The following is a 20,383-nucleotide window of genomic DNA, read 5'->3' on the forward strand; positions in this document are numbered from 1 at the left end:
TGGCGCGCGTTGTCGGCGTTCTGCTTCACGGTGCTGGTGAGTTCTTCCATCGAGGCCGCGGTCTGCTCCAGCGAGCTGGCCTGCTCCTCGGTGCGCGACGAGAGATTCTGGTTGCCGGCAGAGATCTGGCCGGAGGCCGTCGCGATGGTGTCAGTGCCGGCACGCACTTCGCCCACCACGCGTGCCAGGCCGTCGCGCATGGATTCGACGGAGCGGGTGATGACGCCCATCTCGTCGCGGCGATCCGACGCCAGCCGGCGCGACAGGTCGCCTGCGCCGATGGCCTGCACATGTTCGCTCAAGAGGCGGAGGGGCCGCACGGTGCGGCGGATGAACACGACCAGGGCGATGCCCAGAAGCACCGCAGCCAGGCCAATGGCGCCGGCGAGCCAGGCCATCTGGCGGTAGAGCTCGGCCATGACTTCAGAGGCGGGAACCTCGGCCACGGCCAGCCAGCCGTTCGCCTCGCTCTTGGCCACGGAGGCATAGCGCCGCCCTTCGAGCGCCTGTCCCAGCACGGCCGGCGCGTTGTCGATCCATTCGTTGTCCGCACCGGCCAGGCGCGCGAGCCAGTCCGCTGCGTCCGCGCCTTGAGGAAGCGCTTCGGCCAACTTCTTGCCGGCAGCCGTCGGATGGAAGACCAGCGTCGCCGCCGCGGCGCCGCCGTTCGGGTTGACGACGTAGAGCCCGCCGCTGTCGAAGATCCGGGTCTTGTCCACTGCCTCGCCGAAGGAGGCCTGCTGCCGCGAAATGTCCAGGCCGATATAGAGCACGGCGACGACCTGGCCGGCGGCATCGCGCACCGGCTCGTAGACCGTCATGTAGGGACGGCCGAACAGGGTCACGCGGCCGACGAACTTCTTGCCGGCGCGCAGCACCGGATAGGCGCCGCTCTTGCGGTCGAGCAGGGTCCCGACGGCCCGTTCGCCGTTCTCCTTCTTGACCGAGGTGGTGATGCGGCGGAAGTCCTCGCCCTGCACCACGAACACGGTGGCGTTGGCGCCGGGAAAGTCGCGCGCGAAGGCATCCACTTCGGCGGTGGCGCTGCCGTCGAGCGCAACGCCGTGGTTGGTCAACCTGCCCTGCGCGGCATCCTCGAGGACGAAGGTGGCCGCGAACTGGCGCCGGAACACGCCGTAGGCGTTCTCGGCATTCAGCTGCATGGTCTGGTCGAAGATGTCCAGCGAGCGGGCGATGGCTTCGGCCTTGGCATGGGCGTATTGCGCGGCGCTGCGCTGCTGCTGCGAAGAAGCCAGCGCGTAGAAGACCGCCAGGATGAGCGCCGTGAGGGCCAGCATGGCCACGCCGGCCCGAATGGTCAGGGTGCGCGCCAGCGAAACGAAGGAAGGTGGGTTCGTTGCTTTCATCAAGATCTCCCGAGGTTCAGAACTCGGCCCATTGGCCCGCGTTGCCGCGCGCGAGGGCCTTGGGTGCAATGGAAGCGATGGCCGACGTCTTGCGCGGGCTCGCCAGCGATTGGGCGCGTGCATCCGACATCAGCGCAGGCGCAACGCGGATGGCCTGCGCGCCGGCCTCGAGCCGGAACACGCTGACCGCCTCGACGAGGCTGCCGGCCTGTTCCTGCATCGACTGCGCCGCGGCCGCCGCCTCTTCCACCAGCGCCGCGTTCTGCTGCGTCACCTGGTCCATCTGCGTGATCGCCTGGTTGATCTGCTCGATGCCCTGCGTCTGCTCGTGGCTCGCCGCCGTGATCTCGCCGATGATGTCGGTCACGCGCTTCACGCTGCCCACGATCTCTTCCATCGTCTTGCCGGCTTCGCCGACCAGCGCACTGCCGGCATCCACCTTGCCCACCGAGTCGTCGATCAGGCCCTTGATTTCCTTGGCCGCCGCGGCCGAGCGCTGCGCCAGGCTGCGCACCTCCGATGCCACCACCGCGAAGCCCCTGCCCTGCTCGCCGGCACGGGCGGCTTCGACCGCTGCGTTCAAGGCCAGGATGTTGGTCTGGAAGGCGATGCCGTCGATCACGCCGATGATGTCGACGATCTTCTTCGACGAGGCATTGATCGAGGCCATGGTGTCGACCACCTGGCTGACCACGTCGCCGCCCTTCACCGCCACTTCCGAAGCCGCGCGGGCCAGTTGATTCGCCTGCCTGGCGTTGTCTGCGTTCTGCTTGACGGTGGAGGTCAGCTCCTCCATCGAGGCCGCGGTTTCCTCGAGCGAGCTGGCCTGCTCTTCGGTACGCGTCGACAGGTTCTGGTTGCCCGTCGCGATCTGGCTGGAGGCCGCGGCAATCGTGTCGGTGCCGGCGCGCACGTCGCCGACCACGCGGGCCAGGTTGGCGTTCATACCTTTCAGCGCCTGCATCAGCAGGCCGGTTTCGTCGCGGGTCGTCACCACCACCTGGCTGCTCAGGTCGCCTGAGGCCACCGTCTGCGCCACCTGGACCGCCTCGTTCAGGGGGCCCGTGATGCTGCGCGTCAAGAGCCACGCCAGCACGGCGCCGAGTGCCAATGCGAGAAGGGCCAGCACGATGACGTTGCTGCGGCCCGAGCGGTAGAGCTCGTCGATGGAGCCGGCCGCCTTGTCGATCCGGGCGGCCTGGTGCGTCAGCATGCTGCGGATGCTGGCGTCATAGACCTCGAGCATCGGCACCAGCTTGCCGTTGGTGATCTGCGCGGCTTCCTCCTGCTTGCCTTCGGCCTTGAGCTTGAGGATGCTGTTGCGCAGTGCGATGTACTGGCTGCGCTTCTCCTTGATGTCGGCGCTGATCGCCTGCTCCTCGGGCGAGTCCAGCATCGCTTCCAGCTTCTTCTGCGTCTCCGAGATCTCGGCGCTGGTCCTGGTCATGTTCTTCTGCAGATAGTCCTGCACTTCCGCATCGTTGCTCTTGACCAGCGCGAAGGTGCGCACGCTGTTGTTGCTGGTGTTCAGCAGCCATGTCGCGGCCAGGCGTTCCTTGACGAGCGAACGCTGGACCATGTCTTCCGTGGCATGGCCCACGTTCTGCAGGCGCAGCACGCCGATGCCGGCGATACCGGCCATGAGCGAGAGCACGAGCGCGAAGCCGATGCCGAGTCGGGTGCCGATCTTCCAGTTCTTCATGTCAGGCCGCCATCTTTTCGATGAGGCCCATCTCCTCGGTCGACATCAGCCGGTCGATGTCCACCAGGATCAGCATCCGCTCCAGCGTCCCCAGCCCGATCAGGTAGTCCGTGTCCAGCACCGAGCCCATCTCCGGCGCAGGCTTGATCTGCTCGGCCGCGAGCGTGATCACGTCCGACACGCTGTCCACCACCATCCCCACCACCCGCCCGCCGATGTTCAGCACGATCACCACCGTGAACTGGTCGTAGCTCGGCACTCCCAGCTTGAACTTGATGCGCATGTCGATGATCGGCACGATGATCCCGCGCAGGTTCACCACACCCTTGATGTACTCCGGCGCGTTCGCAATCCGCGTCACCGCGTCGTAGCCGCGCAGCTCCTGCACCTTCTGGATGTCGATGCCGTACTCCTCCTCGCCCAGCGTGAAGGTGACCACCTCGAGGCGGTTGGCGCTGGCGAGAACCGGGGGGCTCGCGTGCTGATGAAGGCTGGTGATCTCTGCCATGGTCGTGGGTCCTATGTGAATTTCTGCATGATCCGAACCAGCTTCTGCCCGTACTGCGGATCGGTCGCGTAGCCCGCCTTCTGCAGGCCGTGTGCAGCCTCGGCCGGGTCGTCGGTAGCCAGCACGTTGGCGTAGCGCGGGTTGCGGGTGATGAACTTCGCGTAGTCGGTGAAGGCCTCGTCGTAGGAGCCGTAGGCCCTGAACCTGGCGCGCACTTTCTGCGGCTCGCCGTCGACGTATTCGGTGGTGGTGGTCTCCACCACCGGGCCTTTCCAGCCGCGGTCGGCCTTGATGCCGAACAGGTTGAAGCTCTGCGTGCCGTCGTCGGCGCGGATCTCGCGCTTGCCCCAGCCGGATTCGAGCGCGGCCTGCGCCAGGATCAAGGGTGCGGGCACGCCGCTGGCCTCGCTCGCGGCCTGGGCGGAGCCGCCCATGCTCTTCACGAAGCTGTCGACATGGCCCTGCAGCGAGGCCACCGCGGCAGGCGAAGGACGCTCGCCGTTGTTCTGGTAGACGCTCAGGTCCACCGGCGCCGAACGCCGATGGGCCGGTGCGCCCGGCGGCGGCGAGGAGCCGAGCGGAATGCCGGCGTGCGGCTTCAACGGGAAGCCCGAGGGCCCGTCGAGCGACATGCTCCCGGCTTCGCCGTCGGCCGCGCCCGAGGCCGCGTTGCGGCTCAGCTGCGCGAACATCGCCTCGGCCAGCCCCACGCCGCGCCCCGAGAGGTTCTGCGAGAGCTGCTGGTCGAGCATGGACATGTAGACCTTCTCGTTGCGGCTTTCGAGCAGGCCGCTGGAAGGCGTGGCCTCGCGCATGCTCTTCAGCACCATGTTCATGAACAGGGCCTCGAACTGCCGCGACACCTGCTTCAGGCCCTCTTCGGGCGAGTTGCGCACGGTGCGCCGCAGCGCGTCGACGCCCTGCACGTCGAGTGCAAAGCGCTGGTCGAGTGCGCCGCTTCGGTTGTCGAGGACCATCTCAGATCACTTCCAGCTCAGCGCGCAGCGCGCCGGCGGTCTTCATGGCCTGCAGGATCGAGACCAGGTCCTGCGGATTGGCGCCCAGGCTGTTGAGCCCCTTGATCACGTCGGCGAGCGAAGCGCCGCCGCGCACCATCTGCAGCGCGCCGCCGCCCTGCGCGATCGAGATCTGCGAGGTCTGCGTGGCCACCGTGCTGCCGCCCGAGAAGGGACCGGGCTGGCTGATCACCGGCTCAGTGTTGATGACCACCGAGAGATTGCCGTGCGCCACCGCGCAGTCGTTGACGCGCACCGCCTGGTTCATGACCACCGAGCCGGTGCGCGCATTGATCACCACGCGCGCCACCGCCTGGGTCGGCGTGACTTCGAGCCCTTCGAGCCGCGCGAGGAAGCCGACGCGCTCCTGCGGCTCGGGCGCGCGCACGCGGATCACGCGGGCGTCCATCGCGTCGGCGGTGCCGGGGCCGAACTGGCGGTTGATGGCTTCGACCGCACGCTGCGCGGTGCCGAAGTCGGAGCGGTTGAGCTCCAGCGTGAGCATGCCTTCGCCGCCGACCGGCGCCTCGACGCTGCGCTCGACCAGCGCGCCGCCGGGAATGCGGCCCGAGCTGAGCTGGTTGATCTGCACCTTGCTGCCGCTGGCCGAGGCGCCCGCGCCGCCCACCACCATGTTGCCCTGCGCGATGGCGTAGGTCGCGCCGTCCACGCCCTTGAGCGGCGTCATCAGCAAGGTGCCGCCGCGCAGGCTCTTGGCATTGCCCATAGAGGACACCGTCACGTCGATGTTCTGCCCGGGCCGCGCGAAGGAAGGCAGCGTGGCCGTGACCATCACGGCCGCCACGTTCTTGAGCTGCATGTTCACGCCCGTCGGGATCGTGATGCCGAGCTGCTGCAGCATGTTGTTGAGGCTCTGCGTGGTGAACGGCGTCTGCATGGTCTGGTCGCCGGTGCCGTCGAGACCCACCATCAGGCCGTAGCCGATCAGCGGGTTGTCGCGCACGCCCTGGATGCTGGCCAGTTCCTTGAGCCGCTCGGCCTGCGCGGGCGACGCCAACGCGGCGGCGCACAAGGCCGAGAAGATGCAGCGCCGGAGAGAGTGGAGGTTCATGGTCAGAAGGGCATGACGTTCAGGAAGAAGCGCTGCATCCAGCCCATGTGCTGGGCCTCGTCGATGTAGCCCTTGGCCGTGTATTCGATGCGCGCGTCGGCCACCAGGGTCGAGGGCACGGTGTTGCTGCCGGAGACGGTGCGCGGGTTCACCACGCCCGAGAAGCGGATGTATTCGGTGCCCTGGTTGATGCCCATCTGCTTCTCGCCGGACACCAGCAGGTTGCCGTTGGGCATCACGTCGACCACGGTCACGGTGATCACGCCGTTGAAGGTGTTGTTGGCGTTGGCGCCGCCTTTGGCGTTGAGCACGTTGTTGCCAGAGAGCTTCGCGTCCTGCTCGTCCAGCAGGCCGCCCAGCAATTTCGGAATGGTCGGGAAGGCGGCCGTCAGGCTGCCGCTGCGGCTGGCGTTGGCGCCCGAGTTCTTGCTGGCGTTGACCTTCTCGCTGATCACGATGGTCAGGATGTCGCCGACATTGCGCGGCCGGCGGTCCTCGAACAGCGCATTGGCGCCCGGCCCGTCGCGGAAGATCGCGCCGTTGGCGCGCGGCGCCGGCAAGGCCGCATAGGTGTTGGCGCGCGCGGTCATCGGCTGGTGCACCAGCGGCTCACGCGGGATCTGCGCGCAGCCGGCGGCCAGCAAGGCAACGAGCGCGCCCGCGCCCAATCGATGAAGGCGTGCGCGGACCATCACAGCTGGGCCAGTCTTTGCAGCATCTGGTCGGAGGTTTGCACCGCCTTGCTGTTGATCTCGTACGCACGCTGCGTCGCGATCATGTTGACCAGCTCTTCCACCACGTTGACGTTCGATGCCTCGACGTAGCCCTGGCTCAGCGTGCCGGCGCCCTCGAGGCCCGGGTTCAGCTGGTTCGGCGCGCCGGAGGAATCGGTCTCCGCATAGAGGTTCTCGCCCATGCTCTGCAGGCCGGCGGGGTTCAGGAAGGTGGCGAGCTGCAGCTGGCCGACCTGCACGGTGGCGGTGCTGCCGGCCTGCGTCACCGAGACCATCCCGTCGCGGCCGACGGTGAGGCTGGTGGCGTTCTGCGGAATCGTGATCGCCGGCTGGATCAGGAAGCCGCTGGCGGTGACGAGCTGGCCGTCGCGGTCGGTCTGGAAGGAGCCGTCGCGCGTGTACGAGGTGGTGCCGTCGGGCATCAGCACCTGGAAGAAGCCTGCGCCGTTGATCGCGACATCCTTCGGGTTGTCGGTCTTGGTCATGTTGCCCTGCGCATGGATGCGCTCGGTGGCGACCACGTGCACGCCGGTGCCGACCTGCAGGCCCGAAGGCAGGCGCGTCTGGTCCGAGGTCTGGCCGCCGACTTGGCGCAGGTTCTGGTACATCAGGTCCTCGAACACGGCGCGGCTGCGCTTGAAGCCGGTGGTGCCGACGTTGGCCAGGTTGTTCGACACCACGTCGAGCTGGGTCTGCTGGGCTTCGAGGCCGGTCTTGGCGACGTAGAGCGAGCGCATCATGGGGATGGTTCCTTTGAAGAGGGATTAGCCGTAGGCAAGTAATTTGTTGGCCGACTGCGCGTTGGTGTCCGCGGTTTGCATCGACTTCATCTGCATCTCGAAGCTGCGGGCCTGGGCGATCATCGAAACCATGGCTTCGACCGCGTTGACGTTGCTGCCCTCGATCGCGCCGCTGGCCACCGTCACGGCCGCATCGGCTTCCGCGGGCGGCAGGCCTTCGCGCATGCGAAAGAGCCCGTCGTCGCCGCGCACCAGGTCGGCGCTCGGCGGATTGACCAGCTTGAGGCGCCCCACTTCGGCCACGCCGACCAGCGGATCGCCGGCGCCGCGGGCGGTGATGGCGCCGTTGGCCGCGATCTGCACCGTCGAGCCCGGCGGCACCACCAGCGCACCGCCCTCGCCGACCACCGGGCGCGCGCCCATGGTCAGCAGCTGGCCATCGGCGCCGACCTGCAGGTTGCCCACGCGCGTGTAGGCCTCGCCGCCGTCGGGCGTCTGCACCACGAGCCAGCCGTCGCCGCGCACCGCGACGTCGAGCGCGCGGCCGGTCTCCGTCAGCGGACCCTGGCTGAAGTCGGCGCCCGGCGTGGTGGCAGCGACGAAGGCGCGCGTTGCCGCTTCTTCGCCGACCACCGGCACCGCGCGAAAGCTGTTGACCTGCGCGCGAAAGCCCGGCGTCGAGACGTTCGCCATGTTGTTGGCGACCGAGGCCTGCTGCTCCATGGCCTGCTTGGCGCCGCTCATGGCGACATACAGCATGCGGTCCACTGGGTGCTCCTGCCGATCAGCGGATGTTGATCAGCGTCTGCACGACCTGATCCTGCGTCTTCACCGTCTGCGCGTTGGCCTGGTAGCTGCGCTGGGCCACGATCAGGTTGACGAGCTCGGAGGTGAGGTCGACGTTGGAGGCTTCCAGCTTGCCCGAGGCGAGCGAGCCCTGCTTGGTGCCCGCGCCCGGCGTGCCGGTGAGCGCCTGGCCCGAGGCCTGGGTTTCGGCCCAGACGTTGTTGCCCTTGGGCTCCAGGCCGTTCGGGTTGGCGAAGCTCGACAGCACCACCTGGCCCAGCAGCTGGGTCTTCTCGTTGGAGAACTTGCCGGTGATGGTGCCGTCGGGGTTGATCGAGTAGGCGGTCAGCGAGCCGGCGGTGTAGCCGTCCTGAACGAGCTTGTTGATCTCGTTGGGTTTGCCGAACTGCGTCGTGCCCGAGAGGTCGACCGTGACGTTCATCGCCGCCGAACCGTTGGGGAAGGTCATCGCCGGCAGCGTGATGGTGCCGCCGGCAGGCGTCAGCAGCTTGCCGTTGGAGTCGAAGGTCATGGTAGCGAGCGGCGCGCCGGCGTTGAGCGCGGCACCGTCGGCGGCGCCGTAGACGCTCCAGGTATTGGCGCCGGTCTTCACGAAGTAGGCGCCCAGCTCGTGCGGATTGCCCAGCGAGTCGTAGACCGGCCCGAGCGCGTTGGAATAGTTGAAGGTGTCCGAGTCGGTGACGTTGAACGGCGTCTTGGTGGGCGGCGCGTTGCGCGCGTCGAGGTTGAACTCGGCCTGCACGCCAGTGGTGGCCTTCGGGTCCATGGCGGTGGTCGGGATGCGGATCGCCGAGGGCGTTCCGCCTTCGATAGCGCCGGTGGCCGAGACGCCGAAGCCGGTCAGCCGCAGGCCGGCGCCGTTGACGATGTAGCCGCTCTCGTCCTTGGTGAACTGGCCATTGCGCGAGTACATCACCTCGCCGCTCGGGCTCGAGAGGCGGAAGAAGCCGTCGCCGTTGAGGATGGCCACGTCGAGCGGACGGCTGCTGGTCTGGGTCACGCCCTGCGTGAAGTTCTGCACCACGCCGGCCACCGAGGCGCCGAGGCCGATGCGCGAGCCGGCATACACGTCCTGGAAGGTCGCTGCGGCCGACTTGAAGCCCACGGTGCCCGAGTTGGCGATGTTGTTGCCGATGACGTCGAGGTTGGCGGCGGCCACGGACAGGCCGCTGATGCCCTGGGAGAAACTCATGATCGATCCTTATTGAGAGGCGATGAAGAAACGGCTTGCAGCACGACGGCCTCCGCCGAGGGAGAAGACAGGCTGAAGACTCAAAGGAACATGCGGACGTCGGCCAGGCCGATGCTGCGGCCCGAGGCCAGCTCGAGCGTGACGCCGCTCGTGCCCTGCTTGACGGCGGCCACCTGCGAGAAGGTGAGCGCGGTCGCCTGCACCGTGCTGCCGCCGTTGTCGGCGGCCACCGTGAAGGTGTAGCTGCCGGCCGGTGCGACGCTGCCGTCGTCGGCCTTGCCGTCCCAGGTGACGGCGTTGACGCCTTCGGGCAGCGAGCCGAGGTCGAGCGTGCGCACCGTCTTGCCCGTGGCGTCGACGATCTTCACCTCGACGTCGCCGGCCGAGCCCGGCAGCTGCACCGCGAAGGGCACGACCGCCGGGTCCTTGCCTGCTTCCGGCGCCTTGGTGGCGATCTCGTTGCCGGGCGACAGCACGTTGTAGCCGATCAGCGATGCCGCCTGCAGCACCTGGTTGGCGCCGGTCTGGTTCACCAGGCCGGAGAGCGTGCTGTTGAGTTTCTCGATGCCGCTCACGGTGCTCATCTGCGCAAGCTGCGAGGTGAGCTCGGCGTTCTGCATCGGGTTGAGCGGATCCTGGTTGTTGAGCTGCGTCACCAGCAGCTTGAGAAAGCGCTGCTCGCTGTCGACGCTGCTCGTGCTGTTGTTGCCGAGCGCCGAGTTGCTGTTGTTCGTGCCGTTGATGGCGAGGGAGTCGTCGATGGCCATGGGGTTGCTTCTTCTGATTGGGATTTACTGGCCGATCGTCAGCGTCTTGACCATCAGCGTCTTGGCGGTGTTGAGCACCTCGACGTTGGCCTGGTAGCTGCGCGAGGCGGAGATCATGTTGGTCATTTCCTCGACCACGTTGACGTTGGGCATGGTCACGTAGCCCGCGGCGTCGGCATGGGGGTTCTTCGGGTCGTAGACCATCTTCATCGGCGAGGGGTCTTCCACCACGCGCGCGACCTGGACGCCGCCGATGTCCTGCTGCCCCGAGGCCGCGACCTCGAAGACGACCTGCTTGGCGCGGTAGGGCTGGCCGTCCGGACCGGCCACGCTCTCGGCATTGGCCAGGTTGCTCGCGGTCACGTTCATGCGCTGCGACTGCGCGGCCATGGCGGAGCCCGCCAGGTTGAAGATGTTCATGGAAGCGCTGGGCAAGGGCATGGCTCTGTTCCTACTGCACTGCCGACAGCAGCGACTTGATCTTGGCGCTGAGCACCGTGAGGTTGGCCTCGTAGCGCAGCGCGTTGTCGGCGAAGTTGATGCGCTCGGCATCCATCTCGACGGTGTTGCCGTCGATGCTGGACTGGCTGGGCACGCGATAGAGCAGGTCGGCATCGGGCACGCCCGAGCCCTCGGCCTGCAGGTGACGCGCGGAGGTGGTGGAAAGGCTTACCGACTGCGCGGCGCGGCCCTGCTCCACGGCCTGCGAGAGCCGGCTTGCGAAATCGAAGTCACGCGCCTTGTAGTTGGGCGTATCGGCATGGGCGATGTTGGCCGCCAGCACCTCCTGGCGCTGCACCCGGAGATTGAGTGCTTCGCGGTTGAAGCGAAGCGCCGCATCCAGCTTGTCGATCATGTGTTTCCATCAGTTGGAGGTGTCGCGTCCCGAGCGGGCATGGCGACTGATGGAAAGCGAGTCTATGCACGGGTCGTGTTTGCAATGGGCCGAACAAAGGGGCATTTGGGGTGCACTTCGCACCTTCAGGCGCAGCCATGCATTCCTAGAATCGCCGGACCGATGATGGAAACAACCCGCTCCTTTCGCCGTCTTCTCCTGCTGCTGCTCGCGGCGCTGGCCGCAGCGCCGGCCGCGGCTGCGCCGGCGGATGCGCGCGCCGTCGTCGAGCAGTTTCTGCAGGCCCAGACCGCCGGCCTGCCGGGCAAGGCGCGCATCGAGGTGAACATGCCGGCCGCGCTGCCTCCCTGCGAATCGCTGCAGCCTTTTCTGCCCAGGGGCGCAGCGCCCTCGGGTCGGGTCTCGGTGGGACTGCGCTGCGCCGGCGAGAAGCCCTGGATGCGCTACGTGCAGGCGCGCGTCGCGATCGAGGGCCGCTACCTCGTGGCCGCGCGCGCCATCGAGGCCGGCCAGGCCCTGGGCGCCGGCGACCTGGCCGAGCGCACGGGCGATCTCGGCGCCTTGCCGCGCTCGGTGGTGACCGATGCCGCCGAGCTCCAGGGCGTGGTGGCCGTCAACCGCATCGCCGCCGGCGCGCCCGTGAGGCGCGAAGCGGTGCGCGGCGTGGTCGTGATCCAGCAGGGCCAGACGGTGCAGGTGGTCGCGCAAGGGCCGGGCTTCACGGTCAGCACGGAGGCCCGCGCCATGACCCGCGCCGAGGTCGGCGCGACCGTGCAGGCCAAGACGCGGGACGGCCGCCTGGTCAGCGGCGTGGCGGATGAAGGCGGCCAGATCCTCCTCTCGCAATAGGCTGCCCTAAAGTTCCGCCCTAAACTGCCGATAAACGGGTCAGCCCCCCGAGGAACCATCTTGAAAATCGATCCATCCGCCCCTTCGGCCACCCCGCTCTCCCGCTCCGCCAAGGGCGGCAAGGCCCTGCCGGCCACCGGCGCCGATGCTGCCGAAGGCGCCAAGGAATCGGTACAGGTTTCCACCGGCCAGGTCCATTCGCTGCCCAACTCGCCCAGCACCGACTTCGATGCCGCGCGCGTCGCCTCGATCCGCGAGGACATCCGCGCCGGCCGCTACGAGATCCATCCTGAGCGGATCGCCGAGGGCCTGCTGGCCAGCGTGCGCGACCTGCTCGGCGCCAAGAAGGACCTGTGAACGTGATGCTGCTGCCCCATCTGCTGGCCGAAAAGTCCTGCGTCGAAGAATTCCTTGCGGTTCTGGAGCTGGAGGCGCAGGCCATGAAGAACAATCTTTTCGCCGACCTCGGTGCGCTCACTGAACAGAAGGCCGCCCTGCTCGACCGCATGGCCGCGCTCGACCAGGCGCGCGAATCGGCGCAGGTGGCGCTGGGCTTCGAGCCTGGACGTGCCGGTGCCGACGAAGCGGCGGCCGCCGCCGGCGAAGCATCGCAAGCCGCCTGGACGGCGCTGCTGGAACTCGCAGACCGTGCCAAGGCCGGCAACCGCCGCATCGGATCGATGGTCTACGGCCATCTCGATTTCACCCAGAACGCGCTCGACTATCTGCAGGCGAGCCAGCAGCCCTTCTACGGGCCGGACGGGATCCGCAAGGCGGCGGGCGCTTCGGGGACGCGGCTGGCGCTGGGGTAAGCCAGTGGACGAGTCCGCCGTAGATGTAGACCCGGACGGCCGCCGGGACGCGCCGCGGGCGCCTTTGCGGGGAAGCGTTGTGCTGGTATCCCGCTTCCCAAACACCCCAACGCCTCTCCCGCGGAATGGTCTGCGGCCCGGGCGACTTCTGGGGCGGCGAGGAGCGCAGCCTGGGGGCGGGCGCGCGTGCGAAGACACGCGCGCTTCGTGATCTGACTCGCCGCGGCTGTCTGAGCGCAGCGCACTGCAGGGGCGCGTAGCGAGTTCCGCGGCGCCGCCCCCAGGCGAGCACCGCAGCGGAGTCGGCGCAACGCGCCGACCGCCCCAGCAGGAGCCCGGGCCGCAGACCGCCTTCGGCGGCGCGCAGGTCTACGACACGCCATGCCCGCGCAGCTTCGTCGAGAGACGAAGCCAATACTCTTGAATGCCAGTCCGTATCAGGACACCACCTGGTAATACAGGTTCTGCGGATGCCTCGCCTGCGCGAAGAAGAACCAGCGCTCGGCTAGCAGGCCGGGCACCTGCACCGCAAACGCGAACACAAAGGCGAGCGTCGAATGCGCGCCGACTGCGCAAACCAGCAGCAGCGAAGGCAGCGCGAACGCCAGCACGATGAAGGCCAGCTTGACCTGCTTCAGCGCGGCGCGGCTCGCGCCGTGGAAGAACTCGCGCGTGTTGAAGGAGCCGGCCGACATGCCCATCGACTTCTGCACCAGGTTCGGCGCCTGGATGCCGGTGGCCGACTGCAGCGTCGAGCGTGGCTTCAGCGCGGCGTTGCGGCGCAGCGCCAGCGTGCGCGTGGCCCAGGCCGCGAGCGTGATCGCGAGCGCGCAGGGCCCGCTGACCTGCAGCAGGCGCTGCTCGCTCATCAGCGCGGCCAGGGCGCTCGCGAGCACCAGGCCCGACGAGAGCCCGATCAGCGTGAAGTTGACGAGGGTCAGCGGCTGCGCCCATTCCTGGATGAAGCGCAGGCAGGCGTAGATCATCGCGGTGCAGTACCAGAGCAGCGCTGCGACCCCGATCGCCGCCAGGGGCAGGAGCGGCGTGTCGATGCCGGCTCGCAGGGCCAGCCACCACAGCGCCACCACGGCGATGAAGGCCGGCAGCACGATCACCTCGCGCGAGAGCCACGACGTGCGCCACATCAGCACCGCGCGCCAGGCGCGCTCGGGCCGGCCGAGGTGGCCGAAGGAGGCACCGAGGCCGACGAGCAGCATGGCTTCGGCCGCGATCAGCGCCGTGCTCGCGAAGCCGGGCGAAAGCGGCAGGCCGGCCAGCATGGCCAGGGCCAGCGTGACGACCAGGCCCTGCGCGGCGCCGGCGATGGTGGTGAAGATGACAACCGAGAAGGCCGGGTTCATCGCGCGCCTCCCGCCACGTCGGTGATGCGCCGCGGCAGGTACCGGTTGGCGGGGTTGGTCTCCCACTCGGGCATCAGCGCATAGCCGCCGCGCTCGCGGATCGCCTTCGAGACTTCGGAGTCCGGGTCCTTCACGTCGCCGAACAGGCGCGCGCCGGTCGGGCAGGCTTTCACGCAGGCCGGCTTGCGGTCTTCCTTGGGAAGCTTCTCGTCGTAGATGCGGTCCACGCACAGCGTGCACTTGGTCATGACCTGGCGCTCTTCGTCGAGCTCGCGCGCGCCGTAGGGACAGGCCCAGGCGCAGTACTTGCAGCCGATGCACTTGTCGTAGTCGACCAGCACGATGCCGTCTTCCTTGCGCTTGTAGCTGGCGCCGGTGGGGCACACGGGCACGCACGGCGGGTCCTCGCAGTGCAGGCAGCTCTTGGGGAAGTGGATGGTGTCGGTGGCGGGGAAGGCGCCGGCCTCGTAGGTCTGCACGCGGTTGAAGAAGGTGCCGGTCGGGTCGGCGCCGTAGGGCTTCTCGTCGGCCAGCGGGCCGGCGCTGCCGGAGGTGTTCCATTGCTTGCAGGAGGTCACGCAGGCATGGCAGCCGACGCAGACGTTGAGGTCGATGACGAGGGCAAGCTGCTTGGCGAGGGTCTCGCCTTTCTCCGCCCTCACCGTCCGGCTCCCTCTCCCGCTTGCGGGAGAGGGTTGGGGTGAGGGCACGCCGGCCTTCATCACCGCCGCACCCGACGCACCGCCGCTGCTCTCACCCTCGCGCTCTCCGGGGAGCGAAGCCATCAAATCCTTCAGCCACTGGATCATTTCCTGCGCCCCGCGAAGTAGGTCAGCACGCTCGCCGCCTTGCCCAGCACGCCCGGCGAGGCCGGCATGCTGGCGATCTGCGGGAAGGTCTCTTCCGGTTCCTCCGGCGCGGCAGGCCGGATGCGCACGCGCACGTCGTACCAGCCGGCCTGGCCGGTCACGGGGTCGGAGTTGCTGATGGTCTTGCCATCGAAGGGCAGCTCTTCCGAGATCAGGTGGTTGAGCAGGAAGCCCTTGCGCGCCTCGTCGGCGCCGGGCGCGAGCTGCCAGGCGCCGTCGGCCTTGCCGATCGCGTTCCAGGTCCACACGGTGCCGGGTTCCACGGCTTCGCTGTAGCGCAGCATGCAGCGCACCCTGCCCCACTGGCTCTCGACCCAGCACCAGCCGCCGTCGGCGATGCCGGCGGCCTTGGCGGTGAGCGGGTTCACGTGCAGGTAGTTGTGGCTGTGGATCTGGCGCAGCCACGCGTTCTGCGAATCCCACGAGTGGTACATCGCCATCGGCCGCTGCGTGATCGCGTTGAGCGGGTAGGCCTTGAGATCGGTCGCCGCCTCCTCGAGCGGGGGATACCAGAAGGGCAGCGGATCGAAGTAGGTTTCGATGCGCTCGCGCAGCGCGTCGGGCGGCTGGCGGCCGGCGCTCTTGCCCTGTGCCGCGAGGCGAAAGCTTTGCAAGGTGTCGGAGTACAGAGCGAGCTGCACCACGTCGTTCTTCTGGCGCCAGCCCTTGTCCTTGGCGAAGTCCAGGTACTCCCGGTTCCAGTTGCGCATGTAGTGCGTGGTCTCGGGCATGTGGTACTGGAACACGCAGTTGTTCTCTGCGTAGGCCTCCCACTGCTTCGGATTGGGCTCGCCGCGCAAGTGATCGGCGCCGTCCTTGCCGCGCCAGCCCATCAAGAAGCCGATGCCCGGCTGAGGCTGGAAGTTGACGATGAAGTCGGGATAGTCCGCGAACTTGCGCCCGCCCTCGGGCGTGGTGAAGGCCGGAAACTTCATGCGCGAGGCGAGTTCGATCAGCACCTCCTGGAAGGGCTTGCACTGGCCGGTGGGCGGCAAGACCGGCACGCGCACCGAATCCACCGGGCCGTCGAATTCCGAGATCGGCCGGTCGAGCATGCTCATCACGTCGTGGCGCTCGAGGTAGGTGGTGTCGGGCAGCACCAGGTCGGCGAAGGCCACGGTCTCGCTCTGGAAGGCGTCGCAGACCGCGAGGAAGGGGATCATGTACTCGCCCTGCTCGTCCTTGCGGTTGAGCATCTCGCGCACCGCCATCGTGTTCATGCTCGAGTTCCAGGCCATGTTGGCCATGAAGATCAGCAAGGTGTCGATGCGGTAGGGGTCGCCCTTCACCGCATTGGTGATCACGTTGTGCATGAGGCCGTGGGCCGACAGCGGATGCTCCCACGAGAAGGCATGGTCGATGCGGATCGGCGAGCCGTCGGGGTTGATCGCCAGCTCTTCCGGGTTGGCCGGAAAGCCCAGCGGCGCGGCATTGAGCGGCGTGTTCGGCTGGATCATCTCGGGCGCATTGAAGGCGCGGTAGTTCGGCACGATGTGGCGCGGGTACGGCGCCTTGTGCCTGAAGCCGCCGGGCGCATCGATGGTGCCGAGCACGCTCATCAGCACCGCGAGCGCACGCACGGTCTGGAAGCCGTTGGAATGGGCGGCGAGGCCGCGCATCGCGTGGAAAGCGACCGGCCGCGCCTGCGTGGTCGGATGCTTCTTGCCCCAGGCGTCGGTCCACGGGATGGGGAGCTCGAAGGCCTGCTGGAGCGCCGTCTCGCCCATCTCGCGCGCGAGCTTGCGGATGCGTTCGGCACCGATGCCGGTGATGGCCTCGGCCCATTCGGGCGTGCAGCTCGCGACGCGCTCGCGCAGCAGCTGGAACGAAGGCGCAACGCGCGTGCCGTCGGCGAGCTGGTAGTGGCCTTCGAGCGCCGGCTCGCAGCCCTCGGCGATGCCTTCCGGGTACGCGGGCTTCACGCTCCCGCTTGCCTTGTCCCACACCAGCTTGTTGTGCGGGTTGCGGCCATCGCCCGGCGGGCCGCGCTCGGGATCGAAAGCGAACAGGCCCTGCCGCTCGCAGTCGTCGAGCACCACCAGCTGCGGCGCATTGGTGAAGCGCTTCAGGAACGCATGGTCCACCAGGTCGCTCGCGATCAGCTCGTGCAGCAGCGCCATGAAGAGCGCGCCGTCGGTGCCCGGCTTGATCGGAATCCATTCGTCGGCGATGGCCGAGTAGCCGGTGCGCACCGGATTGATCGAGATGAAGCGCCCGCCCGCGCGCTTGAATTTTCCGATCGCGATCTTCATCGGATTGCTGTGGTGGTCCTCGGCGGTGCCGATCATCACGAACAGCTTGGCGCGCTCGAGGTCCGGCCCGCCGAACTCCCAGAAGCTGCCGCCCACGGTGTAGATCATTCCTGCGGCCATGTTGACCGAGCAGAAGCCGCCGTGCGCCGCGTAGTTGGGCGTGCCGAACTGGCGCGCAAAGAGGCCCGTGAGCGCCTGCATCTGGTCGCGGCCGGTGAACAGTGCGAACTTCTTCGGGTCGGTGGCACGGATCTTCGCGAGCCGCTCGGTCAGGATGTCGAAGGCGCGCTCCCAGCTGATGGGCTCGAACTCGCCTGCCCCGCGCTCGCTGCCGGCCTTGCGCAGCAGCGGCTGCGTGAGCCGCGCGGGCGACACCTGCTTCATGATGCCCGACGAGCCCTTGGCGCAGATCACGCCCTGGTTCAGCGGATGGTTCGGGTTGCCGTCGATGTAGCGCACTTCCCCATCGCGCAGATGCACGCGGATGCCGCAGCGGCAGGCGCACATGTAGCAGGTGGTGGTTTTGACCTCGCATTCGGCCGTCGGCGTGGGCGAGGCCAGCGGATCGTGGAGCGGCTCGCGCGAAAGAAAGTTGAACACGTAGGTCCTTGGTCAATCCTGATCGGCAGCGAGCACCGCCAGCGCGACGGAGGCGATGCGCGAAGGCAGCGAATCCGCGCGCGAGGTCAGCACGATCGGCACCCGGGCGCCGAGCACCAGCCCCGCGCACTCGCCGCCGCCGATGTAGGTGAAACTCTTGTACAGCATGTTGCCGGCGTTGAGGTCCGGCACCAGCAGCAGGTCGGCGTCGCCGCTGACGCCGGAGGCCATCTTCTTGATGCGCGCGGCTTCGGCCGAGATCACGTTGTCGAAGCCGAAGGGCCCTTCGACCAGCGCGCCGGGCCAGGCGCCCGCGCGCGCCAGCGCCACCAGCGCCTGTGCATCGATGGTGGCCGGGATGGCGGGGTTCACCGTTTCCACCGCGGCCACGATGCCGACCTTGGGCTTGGCCGTGCCCAGCTTGCGCAGCAGGCCGATGGCGTTGCCGAGGATGTCGCGCTTGGCATCGAGCGAGGGCGCGATGTTGACCACGCAGTCCGCCAGGCCGAGCAGCTTGGGATAGCGCGGCAGGTCGAACAGGAAGATGTGGCTGATGCGCGTCTCGCTGCGCAGGCCGATGTGCTTGTCGACCACGGCCGACATCAGCTCGTCGGTGTGCAGCGATCCCTTCATGAGCGCGCCGACCACGCCCTGGCGCGCCATCGCGACGGCGCGCCGCGCGCTCTCCTCGGCCGTGTTGCTGCAATCGATGATCTCGAAGTCTCCGGCATCGATGCCGGCCGCCCCGGCCGCGCGCACGATGGCCTCGCGCGGGCCGATCAGGACCGGCTGCGCGAGCGTTTCATCGGCGATGCGCGCGGCCGCATCGAGCGCCGCCGCATCACAGGGATGGACCAGCCCGATGCGCACCTGCGCGGCCTTCGCGCGCTCCCGCGCCCGTGCCACCAGGGCCTCGAGCCAGGGATGCGCCGGCACGGCGCCGGTCTGGGCGAGGGCGAGCGCTGAAGTCATGTCGACGTTTCAGCGCGCCGTTCAGACGTAGTCCTTGTACTTGTCGAGGAAGCGCACCGGCTTGGCCAGCGCATCGCGGCGGAACGGGTCGCCTAGTTCGCGCGTGCACATGACCTCGATCACCGTGGTCTTGCCCTGGTTCATCTGCATGTCGACCGCCTTCTTGAGCGCGGCGCCCACGTCCTCGAGCCTGTCGACCACGATGCCCTCGGCGCCCATCGCCTTGGCGATGCCGGCGAAGCTCTGGTTGTCGAGCTCGCCCGCGACGAAGCGGCGGTTGTAGAAGTCGACCTGGTTCTTCTTCTCCGCGCCCCACTGGCGGTTGTGGAACACCACCGCCGTCACCGGGATGTCGTGGCGCACGCAGGTCATGATCTCGACCATGCTCATGCCCCAGGCGCCGTCGCCCGCGTAGGCGATGGCCGGGCGGTCGGGAGCGGCCAGCTTGGCGCCGATCATCGTGGGCAGCGAGTAGCCGCAGTTGCCGAAGCTCATCGGCGCGAAGAAGCTGCGCGGCTCCTCGAAGCGCAGGTAGCTGTTGGCGACGGCATTGATGTTGCCGATGTCGGTCGACACCATCGCGCGCGGCGGCATGGCCTTCTCCAGCTCGCGCAGCACCTGGCGCGGGTGCAGCCACTTGCCGCCTTCCTGCTCGGCCTCCTGGATCATGTCCAGGCTGTAGGGGTCGCGCTCGTGCGTCCAGCCGTCGAGCTCCTTCTCCCATGCGGCTTTCTCTTCCTTGATCTTCGCGGCGCGCTCGGACTTGGTGGCGTCGCTGGCGAGCGTGCGCTGCGCCAGGCGCGCGAGCAGCGCCTTGGCTACCGCCTTGGCGTCGCCATGGATGCCCACGGTGATCTTCTTCACCAGGCCCAGGTTGGTGTGGTCGGCCTCGACCTGGATGATCTTGGCGTCCTTGGGCCAGTAGTCCATGCCGTGCTGCGGCAGCGTGCCGAAGGGCCCCATGCGCGAGCCCAGCGCGAGCACCACGTCGGCCTGCGCGATCAGCTTCATCGCGGCCTTGCTCCCCTGGTAGCCCAGCGGGCCGGCCCACAGCGGATGGCTGGCCGGGAAGGAGTCGTTGCGCAGGTAGCCGTTGGCCACCGGCGCGCCCAGGCGCTCGGCCAGCGCCTTGCATTCCTCCACCGCATCGCCCATCACCACGCCGCCGCCCGAGAGGATGACCGGGAACTTGGCCGTGGCCAGCAACTCGACCGCGGCGGCGAGGCTGTTCTCGCCGCCGGCGCCGCGCTCCACGCGCATCGGCTTCGGGATCTCGCACTGGATCTCGCCGTAGAAGTGGTCGCGCGGGATGTTGAGCTGCGTCGGGCCCATCTCGGAGATCGCGCGGTCGAAGCAGCGTGCCGTGTACTCGGCCATGCGCTTGGGGTTGTTCACGTGGCCCTGGTACCTGGTGAACTCCTGGAACATCGGCAGCTGGTTGGCTTCCTGGAAGCCGCCCAGGCCCATGCCCATGGTGCCGGTCTCGGGCGTGACGATCACCACCGGGCTGTGGGCCCAGTAGGCCGCTGCGATGGCGGTCACGCAGTTGCTGATGCCGGGGCCGTTCTGGCCGATCACCACGCCGTGGCGGCCGGAAACGCGCGCATAGCCGTCGGCCATGTGGCCGGCGCCCTGCTCGTGCACCACCGGGATCAGGCGGATGCCGGCCGGCGCGAAGATGTCCATCGCATCCATGAAGGCCGAGCCCATGATGCCGAACATGTCGGTCACGCCGTTGGCGACCAGGGTCTCGACGAAGGCCTCGGAGGGCGTCATCTTCTGCACGCCGGCGACGGCGGCGCGGGCGGGCGTGGCGGGGGGTTGCTGGGTCATGGAAGAGGTCTCCTAAGGTCGTGGATGCTGGCGCGGTTCTCGAAAGTTGGAACAGGCGGTTCCGGAATTCGTAT

20 protein-coding genes are annotated in these 20,383 nt (G+C 68.1%); 3 read left to right on the forward strand and 17 right to left on the reverse strand.

Annotated features, from left to right (window positions below; all coding sequences use genetic code 11):
* The 12 genes from AC3A6B_RS16380 to flgB form a co-directional block, all read right to left on the reverse strand.
* A partial coding sequence (locus AC3A6B_RS16380; protein WP_487837739.1) for a Cache 3/Cache 2 fusion domain-containing protein occupies nt 1-1,367 on the reverse strand: 1,367 nt, incomplete at its 3' end.
* A 16-nt stretch (nt 1,368-1,383) separates the two neighbouring features.
* Complete coding sequence (locus tag AC3A6B_RS16385; protein ID WP_487837740.1) at nt 1,384-3,069, reverse strand: methyl-accepting chemotaxis protein; 1,686 nt, start codon at nt 3,067-3,069, stop codon at nt 1,384-1,386.
* Nucleotide 3,070: 1 nt separating this feature from the next.
* A complete protein-coding gene (locus AC3A6B_RS16390) occupies nt 3,071-3,577 on the reverse strand; it encodes a chemotaxis protein CheW (protein WP_487837741.1) in 507 nt (168 codons plus the stop codon).
* A gap of 11 nt (nt 3,578-3,588) precedes the next feature.
* On the reverse strand, nt 3,589-4,554 hold the full coding sequence (gene flgJ / locus AC3A6B_RS16395; protein ID WP_487837742.1) for a flagellar assembly peptidoglycan hydrolase FlgJ: 966 nt from the start codon (nt 4,552-4,554) through the stop codon (nt 3,589-3,591).
* Between the two features lies 1 nt (nt 4,555).
* On the reverse strand, nt 4,556-5,665 hold the full coding sequence (locus tag AC3A6B_RS16400) for a flagellar basal body P-ring protein FlgI (RefSeq protein ID WP_487837743.1): 1,110 nt from the start codon (nt 5,663-5,665) through the stop codon (nt 4,556-4,558).
* Between the two features lie 2 nt (nt 5,666-5,667).
* Entirely contained in the window at nt 5,668-6,357 is a 690-nt protein-coding gene (locus tag AC3A6B_RS16405; protein ID WP_487837744.1) for a flagellar basal body L-ring protein FlgH, read from the reverse strand.
* Nucleotides 6,357-7,139 (reverse strand): flagellar basal-body rod protein FlgG, encoded by a 783-nt coding sequence (gene flgG, locus AC3A6B_RS16410; protein ID WP_214698099.1) that lies wholly within the window; start codon nt 7,137-7,139, stop codon nt 6,357-6,359. The genes AC3A6B_RS16405 and flgG overlap by 1 nt, the downstream gene beginning before the upstream one ends.
* Nucleotides 7,140-7,163: 24 nt before the next feature.
* On the reverse strand, nt 7,164-7,907 hold the full coding sequence (gene flgF / locus AC3A6B_RS16415; protein ID WP_487837745.1) for a flagellar basal-body rod protein FlgF: 744 nt from the start codon (nt 7,905-7,907) through the stop codon (nt 7,164-7,166).
* Between the two features lie 16 nt (nt 7,908-7,923).
* Nucleotides 7,924-9,138: a flagellar hook protein FlgE gene (flgE, locus tag AC3A6B_RS16420; RefSeq protein WP_487837746.1), complete on the reverse strand. Its 1,215-nt coding sequence runs from the start codon at nt 9,136-9,138 to the stop codon at nt 7,924-7,926.
* 80 nt (nt 9,139-9,218) lie between these two features.
* A complete protein-coding gene (locus AC3A6B_RS16425) occupies nt 9,219-9,905 on the reverse strand; it encodes a flagellar hook assembly protein FlgD (protein WP_487837747.1) in 687 nt (228 codons plus the stop codon).
* 24 nt (nt 9,906-9,929) lie between these two features.
* Nucleotides 9,930-10,346, reverse strand: coding sequence for a flagellar basal body rod protein FlgC (flgC, locus tag AC3A6B_RS16430; protein WP_487837748.1), 417 nt, complete (start codon nt 10,344-10,346; stop codon nt 9,930-9,932).
* A 10-nt stretch (nt 10,347-10,356) separates the two neighbouring features.
* A complete protein-coding gene (gene flgB, locus AC3A6B_RS16435) occupies nt 10,357-10,761 on the reverse strand; it encodes a flagellar basal body rod protein FlgB (protein ID WP_487837749.1) in 405 nt (134 codons plus the stop codon).
* Between the two features lie 165 nt (nt 10,762-10,926).
* Here flgB and flgA point away from each other — a divergent pair, with 165 nt between their 5' ends.
* From flgA to AC3A6B_RS16450, 3 genes are read left to right on the forward strand one after another with little or no spacing between them, the layout of a single operon-like run.
* Nucleotides 10,927-11,610 carry a flagellar basal body P-ring formation chaperone FlgA gene (gene flgA / locus AC3A6B_RS16440; protein ID WP_487837750.1) on the forward strand — a complete coding sequence of 228 codons (684 nt, stop codon included), beginning with the start codon at nt 10,927-10,929 and terminating at the stop codon, nt 11,608-11,610.
* 60 nt (nt 11,611-11,670) lie between these two features.
* Complete coding sequence (flgM, locus tag AC3A6B_RS16445; RefSeq protein WP_487837751.1) at nt 11,671-11,967, forward strand: flagellar biosynthesis anti-sigma factor FlgM; 297 nt, start codon at nt 11,671-11,673, stop codon at nt 11,965-11,967.
* A gap of 5 nt (nt 11,968-11,972) precedes the next feature.
* The gene (locus tag AC3A6B_RS16450; RefSeq protein ID WP_487837948.1) at nt 11,973-12,422 is read left to right on the forward strand and encodes a flagella synthesis protein FlgN; all 450 of its coding nucleotides are present in this window, start codon (nt 11,973-11,975) and stop codon (nt 12,420-12,422) included.
* A 437-nt stretch (nt 12,423-12,859) separates the two neighbouring features.
* Here AC3A6B_RS16450 and AC3A6B_RS16455 read toward each other — a convergent pair whose 3' ends face one another.
* The 5 genes from AC3A6B_RS16455 to xsc form a co-directional block, all read right to left on the reverse strand.
* On the reverse strand, nt 12,860-13,783 hold the full coding sequence (locus AC3A6B_RS16455) for a dimethyl sulfoxide reductase anchor subunit family protein (RefSeq protein WP_487837752.1): 924 nt from the start codon (nt 13,781-13,783) through the stop codon (nt 12,860-12,862).
* Nucleotides 13,780-14,505, reverse strand: a complete 726-nt coding sequence (locus tag AC3A6B_RS16460; protein ID WP_487837949.1) for a 4Fe-4S dicluster domain-containing protein — start codon at nt 14,503-14,505, stop codon at nt 13,780-13,782. Before AC3A6B_RS16460 ends, AC3A6B_RS16455 begins: the two co-directional genes overlap by 4 nt.
* Before the next feature lie 83 nt (nt 14,506-14,588).
* A complete protein-coding gene (locus AC3A6B_RS16465) occupies nt 14,589-17,504 on the reverse strand; it encodes a molybdopterin oxidoreductase family protein (protein ID WP_487837753.1) in 2,916 nt (971 codons plus the stop codon).
* Between the two features lie 12 nt (nt 17,505-17,516).
* The gene (locus AC3A6B_RS16470; RefSeq protein ID WP_487837754.1) at nt 17,517-18,476 is read right to left on the reverse strand and encodes a bifunctional enoyl-CoA hydratase/phosphate acetyltransferase; all 960 of its coding nucleotides are present in this window, start codon (nt 18,474-18,476) and stop codon (nt 17,517-17,519) included.
* 21 nt (nt 18,477-18,497) lie between these two features.
* On the reverse strand, nt 18,498-20,309 hold the full coding sequence (xsc, locus tag AC3A6B_RS16475) for a sulfoacetaldehyde acetyltransferase (protein ID WP_487837755.1): 1,812 nt from the start codon (nt 20,307-20,309) through the stop codon (nt 18,498-18,500).
* Nucleotides 20,310-20,383 lie beyond the last annotated feature (74 nt).

This window comes from Variovorax sp. Soil_C_33 (assembly GCF_057656935.1).

What these genes read in the sequence shown, in the direction of transcription:
- AC3A6B_RS16385 (WP_487837740.1), bottom strand. Translation starts at nt 3,069, where the DNA reads ATGAAGAACTGGAAGATCGGCACCCGACTCGGCATCGGCTTCGCGCTC.
- AC3A6B_RS16390 (WP_487837741.1), bottom strand. Translation starts at nt 3,577, where the DNA reads ATGGCAGAGATCACCAGCCTTCATCAGCACGCGAGCCCCCCGGTTCTC.
- flgJ (WP_487837742.1), bottom strand. Translation starts at nt 4,554, where the DNA reads ATGGTCCTCGACAACCGAAGCGGCGCACTCGACCAGCGCTTTGCACTC.
- AC3A6B_RS16400 (WP_487837743.1), bottom strand. Translation starts at nt 5,665, where the DNA reads ATGAACCTCCACTCTCTCCGGCGCTGCATCTTCTCGGCCTTGTGCGCC.
- AC3A6B_RS16405 (WP_487837744.1), bottom strand. Translation starts at nt 6,357, where the DNA reads ATGGTCCGCGCACGCCTTCATCGATTGGGCGCGGGCGCGCTCGTTGCC.
- flgG (WP_214698099.1), bottom strand. Translation starts at nt 7,139, where the DNA reads ATGATGCGCTCGCTCTACGTCGCCAAGACCGGCCTCGAAGCCCAGCAG.
- flgE (WP_487837746.1), bottom strand. Translation starts at nt 9,138, where the DNA reads ATGAGTTTCTCCCAGGGCATCAGCGGCCTGTCCGTGGCCGCCGCCAAC.
- AC3A6B_RS16425 (WP_487837747.1), bottom strand. Translation starts at nt 9,905, where the DNA reads ATGGCCATCGACGACTCCCTCGCCATCAACGGCACGAACAACAGCAAC.
- flgC (WP_487837748.1), bottom strand. Translation starts at nt 10,346, where the DNA reads ATGCCCTTGCCCAGCGCTTCCATGAACATCTTCAACCTGGCGGGCTCC.
- flgB (WP_487837749.1), bottom strand. Translation starts at nt 10,761, where the DNA reads ATGATCGACAAGCTGGATGCGGCGCTTCGCTTCAACCGCGAAGCACTC.
- flgA (WP_487837750.1), top strand. Translation starts at nt 10,927, where the DNA reads ATGGAAACAACCCGCTCCTTTCGCCGTCTTCTCCTGCTGCTGCTCGCG.
- AC3A6B_RS16450 (WP_487837948.1), top strand. Translation starts at nt 11,973, where the DNA reads ATGCTGCTGCCCCATCTGCTGGCCGAAAAGTCCTGCGTCGAAGAATTC.
- AC3A6B_RS16455 (WP_487837752.1), bottom strand. Translation starts at nt 13,783, where the DNA reads ATGAACCCGGCCTTCTCGGTTGTCATCTTCACCACCATCGCCGGCGCC.
- AC3A6B_RS16460 (WP_487837949.1), bottom strand. Translation starts at nt 14,505, where the DNA reads ATGAAGGCCGGCGTGCCCTCACCCCAACCCTCTCCCGCAAGCGGGAGA.
- AC3A6B_RS16470 (WP_487837754.1), bottom strand. Translation starts at nt 18,476, where the DNA reads ATGACTTCAGCGCTCGCCCTCGCCCAGACCGGCGCCGTGCCGGCGCAT.
- xsc (WP_487837755.1), bottom strand. Translation starts at nt 20,309, where the DNA reads ATGACCCAGCAACCCCCCGCCACGCCCGCCCGCGCCGCCGTCGCCGGC.